Genomic DNA, 19,025 nt, shown 5'->3' with positions numbered 1-19,025 from the left:
GCCGCCGGTGTGGCGTGGCGCCGTGTACTATAGTGGTGCATAATGAGAAGCCTGCATCGTCTTATATCTTATAGAAGACTTTGCCATCACCTGTTCGTGAACGCTGCCATCGCAGTTCCATTCGGAGATTTTGATGTACCAACATATTACAGTACCTGCTGACGGACAAAAAATCACCGTCAATGCCGATTTTTCGCTGAACGTGCCCGACCAGCCCATCATTCCCTTTATCGAGGGCGATGGCACCGGCAGCGATATCACGCCGGTGATGATCAAGGTGGTCGATGCGGCGGTGGCCAGGGCCTATGGCGGCGCACGCAAGATCAGCTGGATGGAAATTTTTGCCGGCGAAAAAGCCACGCGTGTCTACGGTGCCGACAGCTGGCTGCCATCGGAAACCCTGGCGGTGCTGAAAGACTATGTGGTGTCGATCAAGGGGCCGCTGACCACGCCGGTGGGCGGCGGCATGCGTTCGCTCAATGTGGCGCTGCGCCAGCAGCTCGACCTGTATGTGTGCCTGCGTCCGGTGCGCTACTTCAAGGGCGTGCCGTCGCCGCTGAAGGCGCCCGAGAAAACCGATATGGTGATCTTCCGCGAGAACTCGGAAGATATCTATGCCGGCATCGAATACGAGCAGGGTTCGGCCGGCGCGAAAAAACTGATCGATTTCCTCGTCAATGAAATGGGCGTGACAAAGATCCGCTTTCCGGAAACCTCGGGCATCGGCATCAAGCCGGTCTCGGTCGAGGGCACCGAGCGCCTGGTGCGCAAGGCGCTGCAATATGCGATCGACAATGACAAGCCTTCCGTGACGATCGTGCACAAAGGCAATATCATGAAGTACACGGAGGGCGGTTTCCGCGACTGGGCCTATGCGCTGGCGCAAAAGGAATTCGGGGCCGAACTGATCGATGGCGGCCCGTGGTGCAAGTTCAAGAATCCGCGCACCGGGCGCGACATCACGGTCAAGGATTCGATCGCCGACGCCTTTTTGCAGCAAATCCTCATGCGTCCGGTCGAGTACAGCGTGATCGCCACCCTGAACCTCAATGGCGACTATATTTCCGACGCGCTGGCGGCCCAGGTGGGCGGCATCGGCATCGCGCCGGGCGGCAACCTGTCCGACTCGGTCGCCATGTTCGAGGCGACCCACGGCACGGCGCCCAAGTATGCGGGCAAGGATGTGGTCAATCCCGGTTCCTTGATTTTATCGGCGGAAATGATGCTGCGCCATATGGGCTGGGTCGAAGCAGCCGAGATGATCATCGCCGCGATGCAAAAGGCGATCGCCTCGAAGCGCGTGACGTATGACTTTGCGCGCCTGATGGAGGACGCGACCCAGGTGTCGTGCTCGGGCTTTGGCGAGGTCATGGTCGAGAGCATGTAGTGTAAAAACGGCAGGCCAAAAAAAACCCCGTTCGCAAACGGGGTTTTTCACATCTGAGGGCCGAAAGAAGCTTAGGCGGACTGGATGTTGGAAGCTTGCTTGCCTTTAGGGCCTTGCGTGACTTCGAATTGAACTTTTTGACCTTCTTTGAGGGTCTTGAAACCGTTCATGTTGATTGCGGAGAAATGAGCAAACAAATCTTCGCCGCCATCATCTGGAGTGATGAAGCCAAAGCCTTTGGAATCATTGAACCACTTAACTGTACCTGTTGCCATAAAAAGAACTTTCAAAATTAAAACAAATCACACGAGCCATAAAAGCAAGAAGCTTCTTGCCCCCTCCTCGACGTCTCACTTCTTATCAAGCTGTACATATTACTGCAACAGTCGATACCGCATTGTTGGCGGAATAAATATTGAAGTCAAGCGCTTTTCCACTGATCTTGCCAATTTCTTCACGGCCACCAAAAAAGCAACTCTTGATTTTGACGACAGGGTCGCCATCTGCGCTGTAGTGAGAAAACGCGTAAGATTGAAAACAATTGGAAAGGCGCAGATATTGCGCATGACAACCACTGTGAAAGCATTAGAATAAGCGTATGGCAACCAAGCACGACACAGAAGCCCTGCTGGAGCGGCAAGCCCTGAAGCCGCCGCCGCTCTACCAGGTAGCCTTGCTCAATGATGATTACACCCCGATGGAATTCGTGGTCGCCGTCATTCAGGAGTATTTCAACAAGGATCGTGAAACGGCGACGCAAATCATGCTCAGTGTTCACCGCTACGGCAAAGGAGTGTGCGGCGTGTTCTCTAAAGATATAGCGTGTACCAAAGTGGAGTTCGTTTTAACGCATGCGCGCAAGGCGGGGCATCCCCTGCAGTGCGTGATGGAGGAAGTATGATTGCGCAGGAATTGGAAGTAAGTTTGCACATGGCGTTTGTCGAAGCTCGGCAGGCACGGCATGAATTCATCACGGTTGAGCATCTGCTGCTGGCACTGCTGGACAATCCCTCCGCTGCCGAGGTATTGCGTGCCTGCGCGGTCAATATTGACGACCTGCGCAAGACCCTCACCAACTTTATCGGCGATAACACGCCGACCGTGCCCGGCACGGGCGAGGTCGACACCCAGCCGACGCTGGGGTTCCAGCGCGTCATCCAGCGCGCCATCATGCACGTGCAGTCGGCATCGAATGGCAAGAAGGAAGTGACCGGCGCCAACGTGCTGGTGGCGATCTTCGGCGAAAAGGATTCGCATGCGGTCTACTACCTGCACCAGCAGGGCGTGACGCGCCTGGACGTGGTCAATTTCATTTCCCACGGCGTGCGCAAGGACCAGTCGACCGAAAGCGCGAAAGCGTCGGAAGGCGTGGAAGAGGGCGCAGCGGGGGCCGAAGGCCAACCGAAGGAAAGCGCGCTCGACCAGTTTACGCAAAACCTGAACAAGGCCGCCGCCGAAGGGCGAATCGACCCGCTGATCGGGCGCGAGGACGAAGTCGACCGCGTGATCCAGATCCTGTGCCGCCGCCGCAAGAACAATCCGCTGCTGGTCGGCGAGGCGGGCGTGGGCAAGACGGCGATCGCCGAAGGCCTGGCCTACCGCATCACGCAAAATGACGTGCCGGAAATCCTGCAAAACGCCGTCGTCTATTCGCTGGACATGGGCGCCTTGCTGGCCGGTACCAAATACCGCGGCGACTTCGAGCAGCGCCTGAAAGCGGTGCTCAAGCAGTTGAAGGACAATCCGCACGGCATTCTGTTCATCGACGAGATCCACACCATTATCGGTGCGGGCTCGGCCTCGGGCGGCACGCTGGACGCGTCCAACCTGCTGAAACCAGCCCTGGCCAATGGCCAGCTCAAGTGCATCGGTGCGACCACCTACACGGAATTTCGTGGCGTGTTCGAAAAAGACCATGCGCTGTCGCGCCGCTTCCAGAAAGTGGACGTCAACGAGCCGACCGTCGAACAGACCGTGCAGATCCTGCGCGGCCTCAAGTCACGCTTCGAAGAGCATCATGGCGTGAAATACTCGCAATCGGCGCTGTCGACGGCGGCCGAGCTGGCGGCGCGCTTCATCAATGACCGCCATCTGCCCGACAAGGCGATCGACGTCATCGATGAAGCGGGCGCGGCGCAGCGTATCTTGCCGAAGTCCAAGCAGAAAAAGACCATCGGCAAGAGCGAGATCGAGGACATCATTGCCAAGATCGCCCGCATCCCGCCGCAAACGGTCAACCAGGACGACCGCAGCAAGCTGCAAACCATCGACCGCGACCTGCGCAACGTGGTGTTCGGGCAGGATCCGGCCATCGAAGCGCTGGCCTCGGCCATCAAGATGGCGCGCGCCGGCCTGGGCAAGACGGACAAGCCGATCGGCTCCTTCCTGTTCTCCGGTCCGACCGGCGTCGGCAAGACCGAGGTGGCCAAGCAACTGGCGTTTATCCTTGGCATTGAGCTGATCCGTTTCGACATGTCGGAGTACATGGAGCGCCACGCGGTGAGCCGTCTGATCGGTGCGCCGCCGGGTTACGTTGGTTTCGACCAGGGCGGCCTGCTGACCGAAGCGATCACCAAGAAGCCGCATGCGGTGTTGCTGCTCGATGAAATTGAAAAAGCCCATCCGGACATTTTCAATATCCTGCTGCAAGTGATGGATCACGGCACCCTGACGGACAACAACGGCCGCAAGGCCGACTTCCGCAACGTGATCATCATCATGACCACCAATGCGGGCGCGGAGAGTTTGCAGAAGGCCTCGATCGGCTTTACCAACTCCAAGCAGGCAGGCGACGAGATGGCCGACATCAAGCGCATGTTTACGCCGGAGTTCCGCAACCGTATCGATGCGACCATCAGCTTCCGCGCGCTGGACCAGGAAATCATCCTGCGCGTGGTCGACAAGTTCCTGATGCAACTGGAAGAGCAGCTGCACGAGAAAAAAGTCGAAGCCGTATTCACCGAGAAGCTGCGTGCCTTCCTCGGCAAGAAAGGCTTCGATCCGCTGATGGGCGCGCGGCCGATGTCGCGCCTGATCCAGGACATGATCCGCAAGGCGCTGGCCGACGAACTGCTGTTCGGCCGATTGGTGTCCGGCGGCAAGATCACGGTCGACCTCGACGACAAGGATCAGGTCTTGCTGGAGTTCCCGGAACCGCCTGACGCGGCGCCAACGGCCGCACCGGAAACGGTGGAAGTCGAATAAGTCTCTGGCTCTTCAAAAAACCCGCCCACGCAAGTGTAGCGGGTTTTTTTACGTTCATATGGGTAATAAAGAAGGTTTTCTTCGGGGCGCTTTATGCCAGAATTGTTGTCCGGTATCGACATAAGGTCCATGCCGCCTGACCGCCCTCTGGATGCTTACATGAAAATCTCCCGTCGCCTTTCCCTGCTGTTATTGTCCGCCGGCCTGCTCGTCAGCGCCGCCGCCCACGCCGCCACCAGCTATTTCCGCTACCCTGCCGTGCGCGGCGACACCGTGGTGTTTACCGCCGAAGGCGACTTGTGGAAAAGCAGCGTGCAGGGCGGCCCCGCCCAGCGTCTGACCACCCATCCCGGCTATGAAACCCATGCGGCGATCTCGCGCGACGGCCAGTGGCTGGCGTTCTCCGCCTCGTACGAAGGGGCGCAGGATGCCTATGTGATGCCAATGGCCGGTGGTTTGCCGCGCCGCATCTCCTATGGCAATGGCGGCGTGCTGGTGCTGGGCTGGACGGCGCAGGGCGAGGTGCTGATCAGCACGCAAAACACGGACGGCCCCGCCTCGCGGCGCATTGTCGCCGCCATCGACCCTGCCAGGCTCACGCGGCGCGTGTTTCCCGTTGCCGATGCCAATGACGCCGCGCTCGATGACGACGGCAAGACCCTGTTTTTCACGCGCTTTGGCCTCGCCATGACGAACGACAATGTGCGCAACTACCGCGGCGGCGCGCACGCCCAGCTGTGGCGCTATGAACTGGACGGCAGGAGCGAAGCGGTGCCCCTGCATGGCGACTCGTCAGTTCGCGCCGGCAACAACAAGCGCCCCATGTGGTGGCAGGGCCGCGTCTATTTCATCAGCGACGAGAGCGGCAGCGACAATCTGTGGAGCATGTTGCCGGACGGTTCGGACCGCCGCGCCATCACCCGTCACACGCAGTGGGACGTGCGCAATGCCCAGCTCGGTGACGGCAGGATCGTCTATCAGCTGGGCGCCGACTTGCAGGTCCTGGACCTGGCCGCAGGCACGGACTCGCCGCCATTGCCGATCAGCCTGGTGTCGGACTTCGACCAGCAGCGCGCGCGTCAGGTGCGCTCGCCGCTCGACACCCTGAGCAATGTGCAATTGTCCGGCAAGGACGAGCGCATCATTCTCACCGCGCGCGGCCGGGTCAGCATCGCCGGCACGGGCAGCCAGCGCCGCGTCGATATCGCCATTCCGGAAGGCGCCCGCGCGCGTGACGCCGTGTTCAGCAGCGATGAAAAATACGTCTACGCGATTGTCGACACCAGCGGCGAAAACGAGATCTGGCGCTATGCGGCCGACGGTTCCGGCCCGGGTGAGCGCCTGACCACCGAGGGCGACAGCCACCGCTGGAAATTGTATCCGTCGCCGGACGGGCGCTGGCTGGCGCACAGCGACAAGAAGGGCCGCTTCTGGCTGCTTAACCTGGCCACCAGGGCGAACGAGCTGATCGACGACGCGGGCAAGGCCGGCGTCGACAAGCATGACGAGGTGCAATGGTCGCCCGACAGCCGCAATCTGGCGCTGGTACGCGTGGCCAGCAACGAGCAGCGCGAACAGATCGGCCTCTACAATCTGGCCAGCAAGGAACTGCACTTCGTCACCAGCGACCGCTACACCTCCGGCTCGCCCATGTTTTCACCCGATGGCCGCTGGCTGTACTTTCTGTCGGCGCGCAATTTCCAGCTGTCCAACGGTTCGCCCTGGGGCGACCGCAATATGGGACCGGTATTCGACAAGCGGGTCGGCGTGTATGCGCTGGCGCTGCAGCCGGGCAACCGCTTTCCATTCCAGCCCGACGATGAACTGAGCCGCCCGGGCGTCAAACCGCCGGAAACCGACGATGAAAAGGCGGCCGAACTGGCGGCCGAAAAGGCACTGGAAAAAGTGGGTGGCAAGGCGGCCGTGAAAAAGGCGCCGGCCACCTTGCCCGCCATCATGCCCAAAGGCCTGGCCGCGCGCCTGTACGAAGTGCCCTTGGCGCCCGGCAACTACACGGCGCTGGCGGTCGACGACAAGCGCTTGTATTTCCTGGAACGCGATGGCGCCGGTGACAAGGCCAGCCTGAAGACGCTGGCGATCGGCAATACCGGTTCCAAGCCCGAGTTATTGGTCGCCAATGTGCGCGAATTCGACCTGGCGCAGGACAAAAAACATCTGTACTACAGGACAGCAACCAGCGCCAGCGCCACCGGCCCCGGCGAGATGCTGGTGATCGAGGCGGGCGCCAAGCTGCCGACCGACCTGTCCAAAGCCAAGGTAAAAGTCGATGACTGGACCTTTGTGTCGAACCCGCGCCTGGAATGGAAGCAGATGTTCAACGACGCCTGGCGCTTGCACCGCGACTTTTTGTACGACGCGAAAATGCGCGGCGTCGACTGGACGGCGGCGCGCGCCAAGTATGCGCCACTGGTCGAGCGCGTGACCGACCGCGCCGAACTCAATGATGTACTGGGCATGATGGTGGCCGAAGTGGGCGCCCTGCATTCGCAGATCCGCCCCGGCGAATTGCGCCGCACGGAACAGGAGGGCACGCCGGCCGGCCTCGGTGCGGTGCTGGCGCGCGCGAAGGATGGCTATGTGGTCGAACATATCTACCGCAGCGAGCCGGAACTGCCGTCCGAACGCGCACCGCTGTCGCGCCCGGAAGTGGACGTCAAGCAGGGCGATGTGATCACCGCCGTCAACGGCAAGGACGCCCTGGGGGCGCGCGATATCAGCGACTTGCTGCTGAACCAGGCCGGCAAGCAGGTGCTGCTGCAGGTAAAACGCGGCAATGCCGCGCCGCGCGCGGTGATCGTCACGCCGGTCGACATGGCGAAACAGACGGCGCTGCGCTACGGCGACTGGGAATTGAGCCGCGCCGAACAGGTGGCGGCCGCCTCGCAAGGGCGCATCGGCTACCTGCACCTGCGCGCCATGGGGGCGCGTGATATCGCTTCGTTTGCGCGCGATTTCTACGCCAATATCAACCGCGACGGCCTGATCATCGACGTGCGGCGCAATAACGGCGGCAATATCGACAGCTGGATCATCGAAAAGCTGCTGCGCAAGGCCTGGGCCTTCTGGGCGCCGCCCGGCGTGCAGCCGTCGTCGAATATGCAGAATACTTTCCGCGGCCACCTGGTGGTGCTGGTCGACGAGCTGACCTATTCCGATGGCGAGACCTTTGCCGCCGGCATCCAGGCATTGAAGCTGGCGCCCCTGGTGGGCAAGCGCACGGCCGGCGCCGGCGTCTGGCTCAGTGACAACACCAGACTGTCGGACAATGGCATGGCGCGCGTGGCCGAAAACGGCCAGTTCGGCGCCGATGGCCAATGGCTGATCGAGGGTGTCGGCGTGGCGCCCGACGTCGAGGTGGAAAACCCGCCGCACGCCACCTTCAATGGCGGCGACCGCCAGCTCGACGTGGCGCTGGCGATGTTGGCCAAAAAGCTCAAGGAACAGCCGCTGCGCCAGTTCCAGGCCCAGCCGATACCGGCGCTCAAACGTTAAAGCGTGGTGGCGGCGCATGGTCCTGGTAGGCGATCCAGGTGCCCTGCACCAGGGTCGGCGAGGCGATGCGCGCCACGTCCTGGCGCAGGTCGGTGCCGATGACAGTGGCCATGGCGTCGATCACCGTGGGCTTGTCCGAGCGGCTGCCCCATTCCCTGATGCGCGCCACGTCATCGGGTTTGGCTGCCATGCCCTGCAACTGTGCTTTGGTGATGCCCGGCAGCTGGACTGCGCCCAGTGCCGGCAGCGCGTCGACGATGATCAGCTTGCCGGTTTGCTGCGGATGGACGATCGCCAGTAGAGGGGCGAAGGTCGTGATAGCCGAGGATGAACGGCGCCGATCTCAGATCCACGCTTCCTGGTCCACGCAGTCGTCCGCATGGTAGGTCAGGTATTGCACCATGCGCGGCACCTCGCCAAGGTTGGGCGTGGCGCAATGGGGCAGGGCCTGGTGCCAGATGATGAAGTCGCCGGCCTGGCCTGGCACCGCTAACGGCTGCAGCTGCTGCACTGCCCACTCGCGCGGATTCTGGCCGGTCGGCACCGTCGCCAGCCAGTCGCCGATCTGGCGATGAAAGCCCGGCACGCAGTGAAACGCGCCATGGCTGGCGGCGCAGTCGCCCAGGTACAGCAGGCCTTGCAGCTTGAACGGGATCGGCAAGGCCAGGCTGGTGTCCCAGTGCAGCGGGCTGCCCGTGAAACAGCTGCCAGCGGCTTGCGGCGGATTGAAGCTGACCTTGTCGATCGATGGATAGATGGCCTCGCTGCGATACAGCTGCTGGTAGGCGCGGCGGATGGCCGGATGGTGGCGGATGGTTTCCAGCGCCGGATGATCGGAAAATTGCAGCATGAAACCCGACTTGCCCGGGTGATCGCGGTACCAGGAAGCGCGGTCGTCAGCACTGGCGCCCAGGTAGTCCCAGATCGCCGCCTGCGCCGCCTGGCATTGCGCTTGCGGCACGGCGCCGCGCAGCACCACATAGCCATTGCGTTCCCAGAACCGCAGGTCGGCGGCCGACAGCGCGTCGCTGGCGACAGTGGCGGCATGGGCTGGCCGCGCACGCGTGCGCGCCGCGATCCAGGCCTGGAAGGCGTCGAACGTGGGGCGCTGCTGAAACAGGAACTGCAGCGCGTCGTCCATGAAGATGCCGCGCGCGTACAGCGCCCTGATCTGCTGCTGGTGCTGTGCCGGCGATCCTGTGCCGGTGTGCTTGCCGCCACAGCGCTGCCACAGGCCGCGCAGGAGCGCCAGGTCATCCATCATGACGCTTTGAGCCGGCGCCACAAGGTGGTGCGGCTGATGCCCAGGTGCCGCGCCGCGGCGTCGTGGCGCCCGCCGAAGCGCGCCAGCACCTCGGCCGCGCTCTCGGCGCGCGCGGGCAGTCCGGTGGGTGGGGCGGCCGGCGGCGGGCTGGCGTCGCCGCCCAGCTCCGGCGCCACCGCCAGCATGAACGCCGGCGTCAGCGCCTGCAGCGGCTCGGCCGCCAGGAACAGCGCCAGCCGTTCGGCCAGATTGCGCAGTTCGCGCACATTGCCGGGCCAGCCGTAGCGCAGCAGCAGCGGCGCGCAGGCCAGCAGCTGCGCCTGCAGGTTAGGCTGCGGCCGCGCGCCGAGGGCGGCCAGCGCGTTTTTCAGCGACCACTCCATCAGGCCGGCGATGTCGCCCGCGCGCTCGCGCAGCGCCGGCAGCTGCAGGCGCAGCACCGCCAGGCGGTAGAACAGGTCGGCCCGGAAGCGGCCTTCGCGGATGCGCTGTTCGAGGTCGCAATGGGTGGCGCTGATGACGCGCACGTGAATCGGAATCGGCCGCGTGCCGCCCACGCGCACCACTTCACGTTCTTCGAGCACGCGCAGCAGACGCGTTTGCAGGGACAGCGGCATTTCGCCGATTTCGTCCAGAAACAGGGTGCCGTGGTTGGCCGCCTCGAACAGGCCCGCGTGGCCGCCGCGGCGCGCGCCCGTAAAGGCGCCGTCTTCGTGGCCGAACAGTTCCGATTCCAGCAAGGATTCGGCGATCGCGCCGCAATTGATGGCGACAAAAGGGCGGTTGGCGGCCAGGCTGCGCGGACTTTCGCGGTGGATCGCCTGCGCCACCAGCTCCTTGCCGGTGCCCGTCTCGCCCTGTATCAGCACGGTTGCTGGCGACTTGCCGAACAGTAGCACCGACTGGCGCAGCGCCTCCATGGCATCGGACTCGCCGCGCAGGTCGTGCAGGCCGTGGCGCGCGCGCTGGGCTTCGCCGCTGGCGGCGCGCTTGCCGCGGTTCGCTTCGAGCTGGGTCAGGCGCGCCAGTTCCAGCGCATCGTCGAAGGCGCGCCGGATCGCCGTCGCCGAATACACGAACACGGCCGCCAGCCCCGCCTCTTCGGCCAGGTCGGTCACCAGGCCGGCGCCGACGATGGCCTTGACGCCGGCCGCTTTGAGTTCATTGATTTGCGCGCGCGCGTCTTCCTCGGTGGCGTAGGTGCGTTGAGCGATGCGGATGCCGAAGGTGGTCGCAAATTCGGCCAGTTCCGGCATCGCATCCTGATAGGTGACGACGCCGATCTGCGCCGAGATGCGCCGCGCGCGCGCCAGCGCCTGCATCACGTCGTAGCCGCTGGCCTTGGCGATAATTACCGGCACCGACAGCCGGCCCTTCAGGTAGGCGCCGTTCGAGCCGGCCGCGATCACGGCGTCGCAGCGTTCATTGGCCATGCGCTCGCGGATATGGCGCACGGCGTCATCGAAGCCCAGGTTGATCGGCTCGATGGTGGCCAGGTCGTCGTATTCGAGCGTGATGTCGCGGAACAGGTCGAACAGGCGCGACACCGAGACGGTCCAGATGACGGGCTTGTCGCGGTGGTCCAGCATGGGCGGGGAAGGGCGGCGCATGGCGGCGATTGTAAAGCATTTGCCGCCGTGCCTGACGGCCGAAGCACCAACTGGTCTGTTGTATGGCCGGCACGCGCCGCCGCTTGCGCGTCCTGCGCCGGCGTCAGATACGGAAATCGGCCGAAACTGGTTTATGATCTGTCAGCATCTTGTTGCCTCAATGTATACGTTTGCCGTTTTTCAACCTTGTGGTGTCCATGAACCGCGTTCCGACCAGCCCTGATTTCATCGCCGAGGCCTTGCAGCTGATTGCCTTGCCGGCCTGCGCCTGCGACGCCTGCGGCATGGTGGTGGCGGCCAATGATGCGCTGGCCGGGATGCTGGGCATGGATGTGGCGGGGCGGCTGCTGGCCGACTGTTTCAGCGACGCGTATCGCGCCTCGAGCACCAGCATGCTGCGCGCCGCGCTGGGCGCCGCCGGGCGCGAACGCCAGTGGGACAGCTGCCTGCAGGGCGTGCACGCGCCGGTCGCGGTGCAGGTCTGGGCCAGGCCGTTGCTGCCGGCCGATGGCGCCGGTCTGGCTGGCGCCACTCTGGTGTTTGCCGATATCAGCGTGCAGCAGCGCGATCAGCAGGCGCTGCGCAAGTCGCTGCTGGAACAGCAGGCGATCCTGGAAAGCGCGGCCGTCGGCATCCTGTTTTCACGCGGCGGCGTGATCGAGGAGTGCAATATCCGCGCCGCCGAAATGTTTGGCTATGCGCGCCACCAGCTGACCGGCCTGGCCGGCGTGGCGCTGTACCGCTCGCAGCAGGACTACGAGGCGCTGGGCCGCGAGGCCGGCCCGCTGCTGTCGATCGGCCGCTCGTTCAGCACGGAACTGGAACTGCGGCGCTTCGATGGCAGCCTGTTCTGGAGCCGCGTGCACGGGCGCGCCGTCGATCCGCTCAACACGCAGGACGGCACGGTGTGGATCGTCGAGGACATCAGCGACCACCGGCGCGATGAAGACCAGTTGCGCCGTGCCCTCGTCGAGCAGCAGGCCATCCTCGACAACGCCTCGGTCGGCATCCTGTTTTCGCGCTCGCGCCAAGTGCTGCGCTGCAATCCGCGTTTTGCCGAGATGTTCGGCTACGCACAGCAGGACATGACGGGCATGCCTTCGGCCGAGCTGTTCCCCTCGCCCGAGGCGCATGCCGCATTCGGCGCGCTGGCCGCGCCGCTGCTGGGGCAGGGCCTGCCCTACGAACAGGAAGAGACGCAGTTCCGGCGCCGCGACGGCAGCCTGTTCTGGTGCCGCATCCGCGCCAAGGCGGTCCACCACGAACACAGCGAGCAGGGCACGATCTGGATCCTGGAAGACGTCAGCGCCAGCCGCCAGACGCAGATGGAAGTGGCGGCCATCATGACCAACGCCTCGGTCAGCATTTTGTTTACCAAGAACCGCCTGATCACGCGCTACAACCTGGGCTTTGCCGACATGTTCGGCTATCGCGGCGACGAGGCGCTGGGCATGCCGGGGCGCGCCCTGTATTCGTCGCAAGACGCCTACGAGATGCTGGGCGCGGCCGCGTTTCCCTTCCTGTCGGTGGGCAAACCGTTCCAGACCGAAGTGGAGATGCGGCGCAAGGACGGCAGCACCCTGTGGGGCCAGCTGATCGCCTATGTCGTCAATCCCGCCGACGCCGCCGCCGGCACCATCTGGATCATCGAAGACCGCACCGAGGCCAAGCGCGCCGAAGAGTCCCTGCGCAACGCGCTGCTGGAAAACCAGGCCATCCTCGACAGCGCCGTGCTGGGCATTTCGGTGATCGAACATGGCCACAACCTGCACGCCAACAGCAAGATGGAAGAGCTGTTCGGCTATGGTCCCGGCCAGGTCGACGGCCTGTCGGTGCAGGCGCTGTATCCTGACCTGGCGTCATGGAAGGCGGCGCGGTGCGAAACGGCGCGCGACTTCGCGGCCGGCCGCGTGCACATGTCGGAATACCAGCTGGTGCGCAAGGACGGCAGCCGCTTCTGGGCGCGCCTGTCGGGACGTCCGTTTGATCTGGCGCATGCGCACGGCCGTTCGGTGTGGCTGGTCGACGACGTGACGGCGCGCCGCGAGGCGGCCGAAGCGGTGCTGCGCGCGCGCGACGAACTGGAATTGCGGGTGCGGGAACGCACGGCCGAACTGGCCGGCGCCAACGCCCTGCTGCAAGGCGAGATCGCCGAGCGGCGCCAGGCCGAGGCGCGCGTGCACCACATGGCCTACCACGACAGCCTGACCGGCCTGCCGAACCGCGCGCTGCTGGCCGACCGCCTCGAGCGCGCCATGCTGGCCGCGCAGCGCTCCGCCCGCAAGCTGGCCGTGATGTTCATCGACCTGGACCGCTTCAAGAATATCAACGATACACTGGGCCACATGATGGGCGACATTTTGCTCAAGGAAGTGGCGGCGCGGCTGTGCCGCGCGGTGCGCGCCAGCGACACCGTGGCGCGCCTGGGCGGCGACGAATTCGTGGTGCTGTTGCCTGGCATCCGCGGCGCCGAAGAGGCCGCCACGGTGGCCGCCAAGATCATCGAGTCGCTGACGCCCGCGTTTCCGCTCGAAGGCCATGTGCTGCATATCACGCCGTCGATCGGCATCTGCCTGTATCCGGAAGACGGCGCCGATGTCGACGCGCTGATGCGCCATGCCGACGCGGCCATGTATCACGCCAAGGCCAGTGGCCGCAACAACTACCAGTTCTTCACGCAGAAGATGAACCAGGCGGCGGCGATCCACTTCGACCTGGAAAGCAGCTTGCGCACGGCGCTGGCGCAGGACCAGTTCGAGCTGTATTACCAGCCGGTGATCGATATCGCCACGCGCACCGTGCACGGCATGGAAGTGCTGCTGCGCTGGCGCCGGCCCGGCCACGGCCTGGTGATGCCTGACCGTTTCATCCCCATCCTGGAGGAAAACGGCATGATCGTGCCGGTCGGCGCCTGGGTCATGCGCCAGGCCTGCGAGCAGAGCATGGAATGGCTGCGCCAGGGCTTGCAGCCGGTGCCGCTGGCGGTCAACCTGTCGCCGCGCCAGTTCATGCATGCGGGCCTGGTGGCGGCCATCAGGGCGGTACTCGAGGACAGCGGCATCGCCCCGGGCTTGCTGGAGTTTGAAATCACCGAAACGGCGCTGATGCAGCAGGGCGAGCAGACCCTGGAGATCCTGCGCCAGATCAACGCCATGGGCTTGCGCCTGTCGATCGACGATTTTGGCACCGGCTACTCCAGCCTGGCCTACCTGAAGCGCTTCCCCGTGAAAAAGGTCAAGATCGACCGCGCCTTCATCAAGGACCTGGAGACCAGCGCCGAGGACCGCGCCATCGTCTCGGCCATCATCGCGCTGGCCGGCAGCCTGCAGTTGTCGACCGTGGCCGAAGGGGTGGAAACCGAGCAGCAGTTCGCGCTGCTGCAAAGCAAAGGCTGCCGCTACGCCCAGGGCTATCTGTTCTCGGCGCCGATGCCGGCGTCGAACGCACGCATGCTGCTGGCGCGCCGCGGCGATTAGTCGATGGTGGCCACCACCGGCGCGTGGTCGGACGGCTGTTCCCATTTACGGGGCACGCGGTCGATCACGCAGGCGCTGCAGCGGCCCGCCAGCTGCGGCGACAGCAGGATATGGTCGATGCGCAGGCCCTTGTTCAGGCGGAAGCCCAGCTGGCGGTAGTCCCACCAGCTGAATGACTTGTCGGCCTGCTCGAACAGGCGGAACGAGTCGGCCAGGCCGAGGTCGAACAGGCGCTGCAGCGCGGCGCGCTCCCTGTCGGACACCAGGACCTGTCCGGCCCAGGCCACCGGGTCGTGCACGTCGCGGTCGTCCGGCGCGATATTGTAGTCGCCCACCACCGCCAGCTGCGGATGCGCGGCCGCTTCTTCGGCCAGCCAGTCGTGCAGCGCGGCCAGCCAGCCCAGCTTGTATTCATACTTGTCCGAATCGACGCTCTGGCCATTCGGCACGTAGGCGCACACCACGCGCATGCCACCGATGGTGGCGGCCAGGATGCGCTGCTGCGCGTCCTCGTAGCGCGGGTTGTTTTTCACCACGTCTTCGATCGGCAGCTTCGACAGGATGGCCACGCCGTTATAGGTCTTCTGGCCGCTGAATACCACCTGGTAGCCGGCCGCCTCGATCTCGGCGGCGGGAAATTTGTCGTCCGTCAATTTGGTCTCTTGCAGGCACAAGATGTCGACCGGATTATCGGCCAGCCACTGCAGCACTTGCGGCAGGCGTACTTTCAGCGAGTTGACGTTCCAGGTGGCTAATTTCATGAGAGAAGATCCTTAAAGGAGGGCGATAGCGGCGCATCTTACCGCATGGCGCCGCAGGGTGCGCTGGCGGGGCGGATGGGTAGTTGTGGTTTATTTGCTCTACGGGAAAATAAAGTTCAAAAAAGACTATATTTTTAACCAATCGTGACGCATGCCGTTTCGGTTTTTGTGTATGATTCATCAAGCCACATGATTGATTTGCCAAATTTGCTTGTGTTGCTGTCATGTATCGGAAACTAAACACGATAAAGGTGTAAAGTTTCTCGCTACAAGGCGATAAACACTACTAAAATGGCATATTGTGACATCGTTGTCATACGGGCCATGTCAGCCATGAGATGAAATAATTGGAATTCACCGTGTGTGATTCCGGATTACAGACCATTGCGCCTGAAGCGGATCGCAAGCTCCGTTGACGGCGCCGCCGGTCTTGCTGTAGCACTGGGGCAGTTCTGTTGAGATTGTTTTTTTTAATTAATAAATGATACCATCTGGAAATGTTGCAGTTTTAATAGTGAGACTTGCGCGTAGCATTTGCAAAGGAAGAAAATGCGAACTGCATTTGAAGCGTGGGCACAGCGTGACGGCCACATTGTTCGGCGACGCGAAGACAAGCCGGACGAATATCTGATTTTCGAAACCCAGCGGCGCTGGGTGATCTGGCAAGCAGCCTTGACTCATGGCAAGACGACGCCGAAGCCGCGCGTGAGCGCAGCCGAAAAGGCGGCCAAGGCGCAGCGTGCACTGGAAATGTCGTCCGACGAGGCGGCCGTGCGCAACAAGGTGCTCAATGAGGTGCTCGACGCCTTCAGCAGCGCCGACGGCGCCGCCGGCATGGAGGGCATACTGAAAGTCATCCAGGGCCTGAAAATGAAGCAGAAGGCACTGGCCGGCGACAAGAGCGAAGATTCAACGGCTTGAGGAGACGGCGATGCGTTACCGGCACTACAAGGGCGGGATCTACGAACTGGTGTGCGAAGCCACGCTGGAATCGGACCTGACCCCGATGATCGTCTACCGCGCCGCCGACGGCTCGATCTGGACCCGGCCGAAAGACGTGTTCTTTCAGCTGATCGAGGTCGAGGGCGTCATGGTGCAGCGCTTTGCTCCCATTAATTGATAACCGATCATTGATCACCGATGGCCGCGCCAGCGCGTGCCCAGGACACTCCATGTATAAAATGCTGGCATCTGCCACGCTGCTGGGCCTGGCCTGCGCTGCCGCGCAGGCTGAAACTGTCGGCTCGGTCGACACCGTTTTCAAGCTGATCGGTCCCGATCACAAGATCGTTGTCGAAGCCTATGACGATCCGCGCGTGACCGGCGTGTCGTGCTACCTGTCGCGCGCCAAGACGGGCGGCATCAAGGGCGCCGTCGGCCTGGCCGAGGACAAGGCCGACGCCTCGGTTGCCTGCCGCCAGGTGGGTGCGCTGCAATTCAACGGCAAGCTGCCGCGCCAGGAAGAAGTCTTTACCGAGCGCGCCTCGATCTTTTTCAAGCACGTGCGCGTGGTGCGCATGGTCGATCCCAAGCGCAACGCGCTGATCTACCTGGTCTATTCCGACCGCCTGATCGACGGCAGTCCGAAAAACAGCGTGACCGCCGTGCCGGTGCCCGCCAACCTGCCGATTCCCCTGCGTTAACGAGCCCGCCATGCGCCGTCCCCTCGCCGCCATGCTGCTGCTCTCCGGACTGGCCGGCTGCGCCACCATGACCGGTTCGACCGAGCAGATGGTGCTGGTGCAAACCATCCTCGACAACCGCCAGCTGGCCGGCGCCGGCTGCATTCTCAGCAACGACATGGGCAAGTGGTTCGTCACCACGCCGGGCCGCATCATGATACGCAAGAGCCGGGAGCCGCTCAAGGTCGACTGCAAGAAGAGCGGCTCGCCGGCCGTCGTCATGGATGACAGCTTCGACGCCACCGTCAATGGCGGCAGCGCCTGGAGCAATGTCATCTTTACCCTCGGCGTGGGCTACTTCGTCGACCGCGACACGGGCGCCGCCTACGACTATCCGTCGACCCTGACTGTCATCATGCAGGACCCGGCGCGCCTGGCAAGACCTGCTCCTGCCCCTGCAGCCCTGGCTGCACCGGCGATGGCCACGCCACCTGCCGCGCAGCCGTCTGCCGTCGTCATGCCGCCGGCCGCGCCTGCGGCCAAACCTGTACTTTCACCGGTCCCCGACCCCGTCGTTTATTAATTGCGCACGCACATGAAAAAAGCCGCCAGGGTCAGTGACCGTGGCGGCTTTTGATGTCATGCAGCGTTATTGAACGCGGTTCAGCAGGAAGGTCGACAGCAGCGGCACCGGCCGGCCGGTCGCCCCTTTTGCCGCGCCCGATTTCCAGGCCGTGCCGGCGATATCGAGGTGGGCCCAGGTGTACTTCTTGGTGAAGTTTTCCAGGAAGGCCGCGGCCGTGACGGCGCCGCCGCCAGGTGAGCCGATATTGCCCAGGTCAGCGAAGTTCGATTTCAGCTGCTCGTTGTACGCTTCCTCGATCGGCATGCGCCATGCGGTGTCCGACGCCTGCTTGCCGGCGGCCAGCAGTTCGTTGGCCAGCTGGTCGTGCGCCGCGTCCGAGCGCGTGAAAAGGCCTGTGTTGTGGTGGCCCAGCGCGATTACGCAAGCGCCTGTCAGGGTGGCGATATCGACCACCACCGCCGGCTTGAAACGCTCGGCGTAGGTCAGCGCGTCGCACAGCACCAGGCGGCCTTCGGCGTCGGTGTTGAGGATCTCGATGGTCAGGCCGTTCATCGAGGTGACGATGTCGCCCGGCTTGGTGGCGCGGCCCGACGGCATGTTTTCGCAGGCGGCGATCACGCCGATCACGTTCAGCTTCAAATTCATTTCGCCGATGGCGCGGAAGGTGCCCAGCACCGAAGCGGCGCCGCACATGTCGTACTTCATTTCATCCATGCCAGGGCCGGCCTTGAGCGAAATGCCGCCCGTGTCGAAGGTGATGCCCTTGCCGACCAGGACCACCGGCGCATCCTTGGCCTTGCCGCCCATGTGTTTCAGAACGATGAATTTCGGCGGCTGTTCGCTGCCGTTGGTGACCGACAGGAAGCTGCCCATTTTCAGCGCTTCGAGCTGTTTGCGGTCCAGCACTTCGACCTCGAATTTGTAGTCCTTGGCCAGCTGCTTGGCGGTGTTGGCCAGGTAGGTCGGAGTGGCGATATTGGCCGGCAGGTCGCCCAGGTTGCGGGTGAAGTTCGAGCCGTTGGCAATCGCGATCGCCTGCGCCAGGGCGCCGCGCGTGGCGGCGGTGGCCGGCGCCGACAGCACGATCTTGCGCACGCCGGCAGGGGCCGGGTCTTTCTTGCTTTTTTGCGAGTCGCAGCGGTATTGCCCGTCATGCGCCGCCTGCACCACGCAGCGGATCGCCCAATTTACATCGCGCTCTTTCACATCACCCAGCGGTAATGCGATAATGGCGTCCGCCGCGCCCAGCGAACCAAAAACCTTCAAGGCCGCTTGCACGCCGGTGGTGTAGCTTTTTTCGCTGACGGTTTCTTCGCTGCCCATGCCGACCAGCAGCACGCGCTCGGCGGTGACACCGTCCACGGCGCGCAGCAGCAGGGTGCTGCCAGGCTTGCCGGTGATGTCGCCGGACTTCAGCGCAGCCGAAATGGCACCCTTGCTGTCCAGCGCTTGTGCCGCTGGCGACAGTTTTTTGTTTTCGAATACCGCAACCGCGATGCATCCGCTTTTGGCCGTGCCGAGGGTGCTCCTGGTATCGAATGCTTTTATGCTAAAGTCCATTTGGTTCTCCGTTTTCATTTACTAGTAACGTGTTACTCAACT

General features: G+C 63.3%; 15 protein-coding genes. 9 read left to right on the top strand and 6 right to left on the bottom strand.

The window, feature by feature from the left end; genetic code table 11:
- Positions 1–133: 133 nt before the first annotated feature.
- Positions 134–1,387, top strand: a complete 1,254-nt coding sequence (gene icd, locus ASR47_RS05390) for an NADP-dependent isocitrate dehydrogenase (protein WP_065306729.1) — start codon at positions 134–136, stop codon at positions 1,385–1,387.
- 71 nt (positions 1,388–1,458) lie between these two features.
- Here the strand turns inward: icd and cspE are convergent, their stop codons facing one another.
- Positions 1,459–1,662, bottom strand: coding sequence for a transcription antiterminator/RNA stability regulator CspE (cspE, locus tag ASR47_RS05385; RefSeq protein ID WP_008446468.1), 204 nt, complete (start codon positions 1,660–1,662; stop codon positions 1,459–1,461).
- 323 nt (positions 1,663–1,985) lie between these two features.
- On the opposite strand from cspE, the gene clpS reads away from it, so the two are divergent.
- The 3 genes from clpS (at position 1,986) to ASR47_RS05370 (ending at position 8,104) form a co-directional block, all read left to right on the top strand.
- On the top strand, positions 1,986–2,288 hold the full coding sequence (clpS, locus tag ASR47_RS05380) for an ATP-dependent Clp protease adapter ClpS (RefSeq protein ID WP_065306728.1): 303 nt from the start codon (positions 1,986–1,988) through the stop codon (positions 2,286–2,288).
- On the top strand, positions 2,285–4,591 hold the full coding sequence (gene clpA / locus ASR47_RS05375; RefSeq protein WP_065306727.1) for an ATP-dependent Clp protease ATP-binding subunit ClpA: 2,307 nt from the start codon (positions 2,285–2,287) through the stop codon (positions 4,589–4,591). Before clpS ends, clpA begins: the two co-directional genes overlap by 4 nt.
- Positions 4,592–4,750: 159 nt before the next feature.
- Entirely contained in the window at positions 4,751–8,104 is a 3,354-nt protein-coding gene (locus ASR47_RS05370) for a S41 family peptidase (protein ID WP_065306726.1), read from the top strand.
- Here the strand turns inward: ASR47_RS05370 and ASR47_RS05365 are convergent.
- From ASR47_RS05365 to prpR, 3 genes are all read right to left on the bottom strand, one after another.
- On the bottom strand, positions 8,094–8,294 hold the full coding sequence (locus ASR47_RS05365) for a hypothetical protein (protein ID WP_065306725.1): 201 nt from the start codon (positions 8,292–8,294) through the stop codon (positions 8,094–8,096). The genes ASR47_RS05370 and ASR47_RS05365 overlap by 11 nt on opposite strands.
- 153 nt (positions 8,295–8,447) lie before the next feature.
- On the bottom strand, positions 8,448–9,368 hold the full coding sequence (locus tag ASR47_RS05360) for a phytanoyl-CoA dioxygenase family protein (RefSeq protein WP_150127696.1): 921 nt from the start codon (positions 9,366–9,368) through the stop codon (positions 8,448–8,450).
- Positions 9,365–10,978, bottom strand: coding sequence for a propionate catabolism operon regulatory protein PrpR (prpR, locus tag ASR47_RS05355; protein ID WP_065306724.1), 1,614 nt, complete (start codon positions 10,976–10,978; stop codon positions 9,365–9,367). Before prpR ends, ASR47_RS05360 begins: the two co-directional genes overlap by 4 nt.
- Positions 10,979–11,175: 197 nt before the next feature.
- Between prpR and ASR47_RS05350 the strand changes: the two genes are divergently transcribed.
- The gene (locus tag ASR47_RS05350; protein WP_065306776.1) at positions 11,176–14,454 is read left to right on the top strand and encodes a bifunctional diguanylate cyclase/phosphodiesterase; all 3,279 of its coding nucleotides are present in this window, start codon (positions 11,176–11,178) and stop codon (positions 14,452–14,454) included.
- Here ASR47_RS05350 and xth read toward each other — a convergent pair.
- Positions 14,451–15,215: an exodeoxyribonuclease III gene (gene xth, locus ASR47_RS05345; RefSeq protein ID WP_065306723.1), complete on the bottom strand. Its 765-nt coding sequence runs from the start codon at positions 15,213–15,215 to the stop codon at positions 14,451–14,453. The two genes, ASR47_RS05350 and xth, sit on opposite strands and share 4 nt — an antisense overlap.
- 549 nt (positions 15,216–15,764) lie before the next feature.
- On the opposite strand from xth, the gene ASR47_RS05340 reads away from it, so the two are divergent.
- The 4 genes from ASR47_RS05340 to ASR47_RS05325 are packed head-to-tail and all read left to right on the top strand — an operon-like array spanning position 15,765 to position 17,420.
- Positions 15,765–16,136, top strand: coding sequence for a phiTE_015 family protein (locus tag ASR47_RS05340; RefSeq protein ID WP_065306722.1), 372 nt, complete (start codon positions 15,765–15,767; stop codon positions 16,134–16,136).
- A 10-nt stretch (positions 16,137–16,146) separates the two neighbouring features.
- Positions 16,147–16,335 carry a DUF1653 domain-containing protein gene (locus tag ASR47_RS05335; RefSeq protein WP_065306721.1) on the top strand — a complete coding sequence of 63 codons (189 nt, stop codon included), beginning with the start codon at positions 16,147–16,149 and terminating at the stop codon, positions 16,333–16,335.
- A gap of 52 nt (positions 16,336–16,387) precedes the next feature.
- Positions 16,388–16,858 carry a CreA family protein gene (locus ASR47_RS05330; RefSeq protein ID WP_171898895.1) on the top strand — a complete coding sequence of 157 codons (471 nt, stop codon included), beginning with the start codon at positions 16,388–16,390 and terminating at the stop codon, positions 16,856–16,858.
- A 10-nt stretch (positions 16,859–16,868) separates the two neighbouring features.
- The gene (locus ASR47_RS05325) at positions 16,869–17,420 is read left to right on the top strand and encodes a hypothetical protein (RefSeq protein WP_174551157.1); all 552 of its coding nucleotides are present in this window, start codon (positions 16,869–16,871) and stop codon (positions 17,418–17,420) included.
- A gap of 66 nt (positions 17,421–17,486) precedes the next feature.
- On the opposite strand, the gene ASR47_RS05320 is transcribed toward ASR47_RS05325, so the two are convergent.
- Positions 17,487–18,983 (bottom strand): leucyl aminopeptidase, encoded by a 1,497-nt coding sequence (locus ASR47_RS05320; protein WP_065306719.1) that lies wholly within the window; start codon positions 18,981–18,983, stop codon positions 17,487–17,489.
- Positions 18,984–19,025 lie beyond the last annotated feature (42 nt).

The sequence above is a fragment of the Janthinobacterium psychrotolerans genome (assembly GCF_001677885.1).
Lineage (GTDB): Bacteria > Pseudomonadota > Gammaproteobacteria > Burkholderiales > Burkholderiaceae_D > Janthinobacterium > Janthinobacterium psychrotolerans.
The sequence above is the reverse complement of the archived record's forward strand: the minus strand, read 5'-3'. Positions and strand labels throughout refer to the sequence as shown.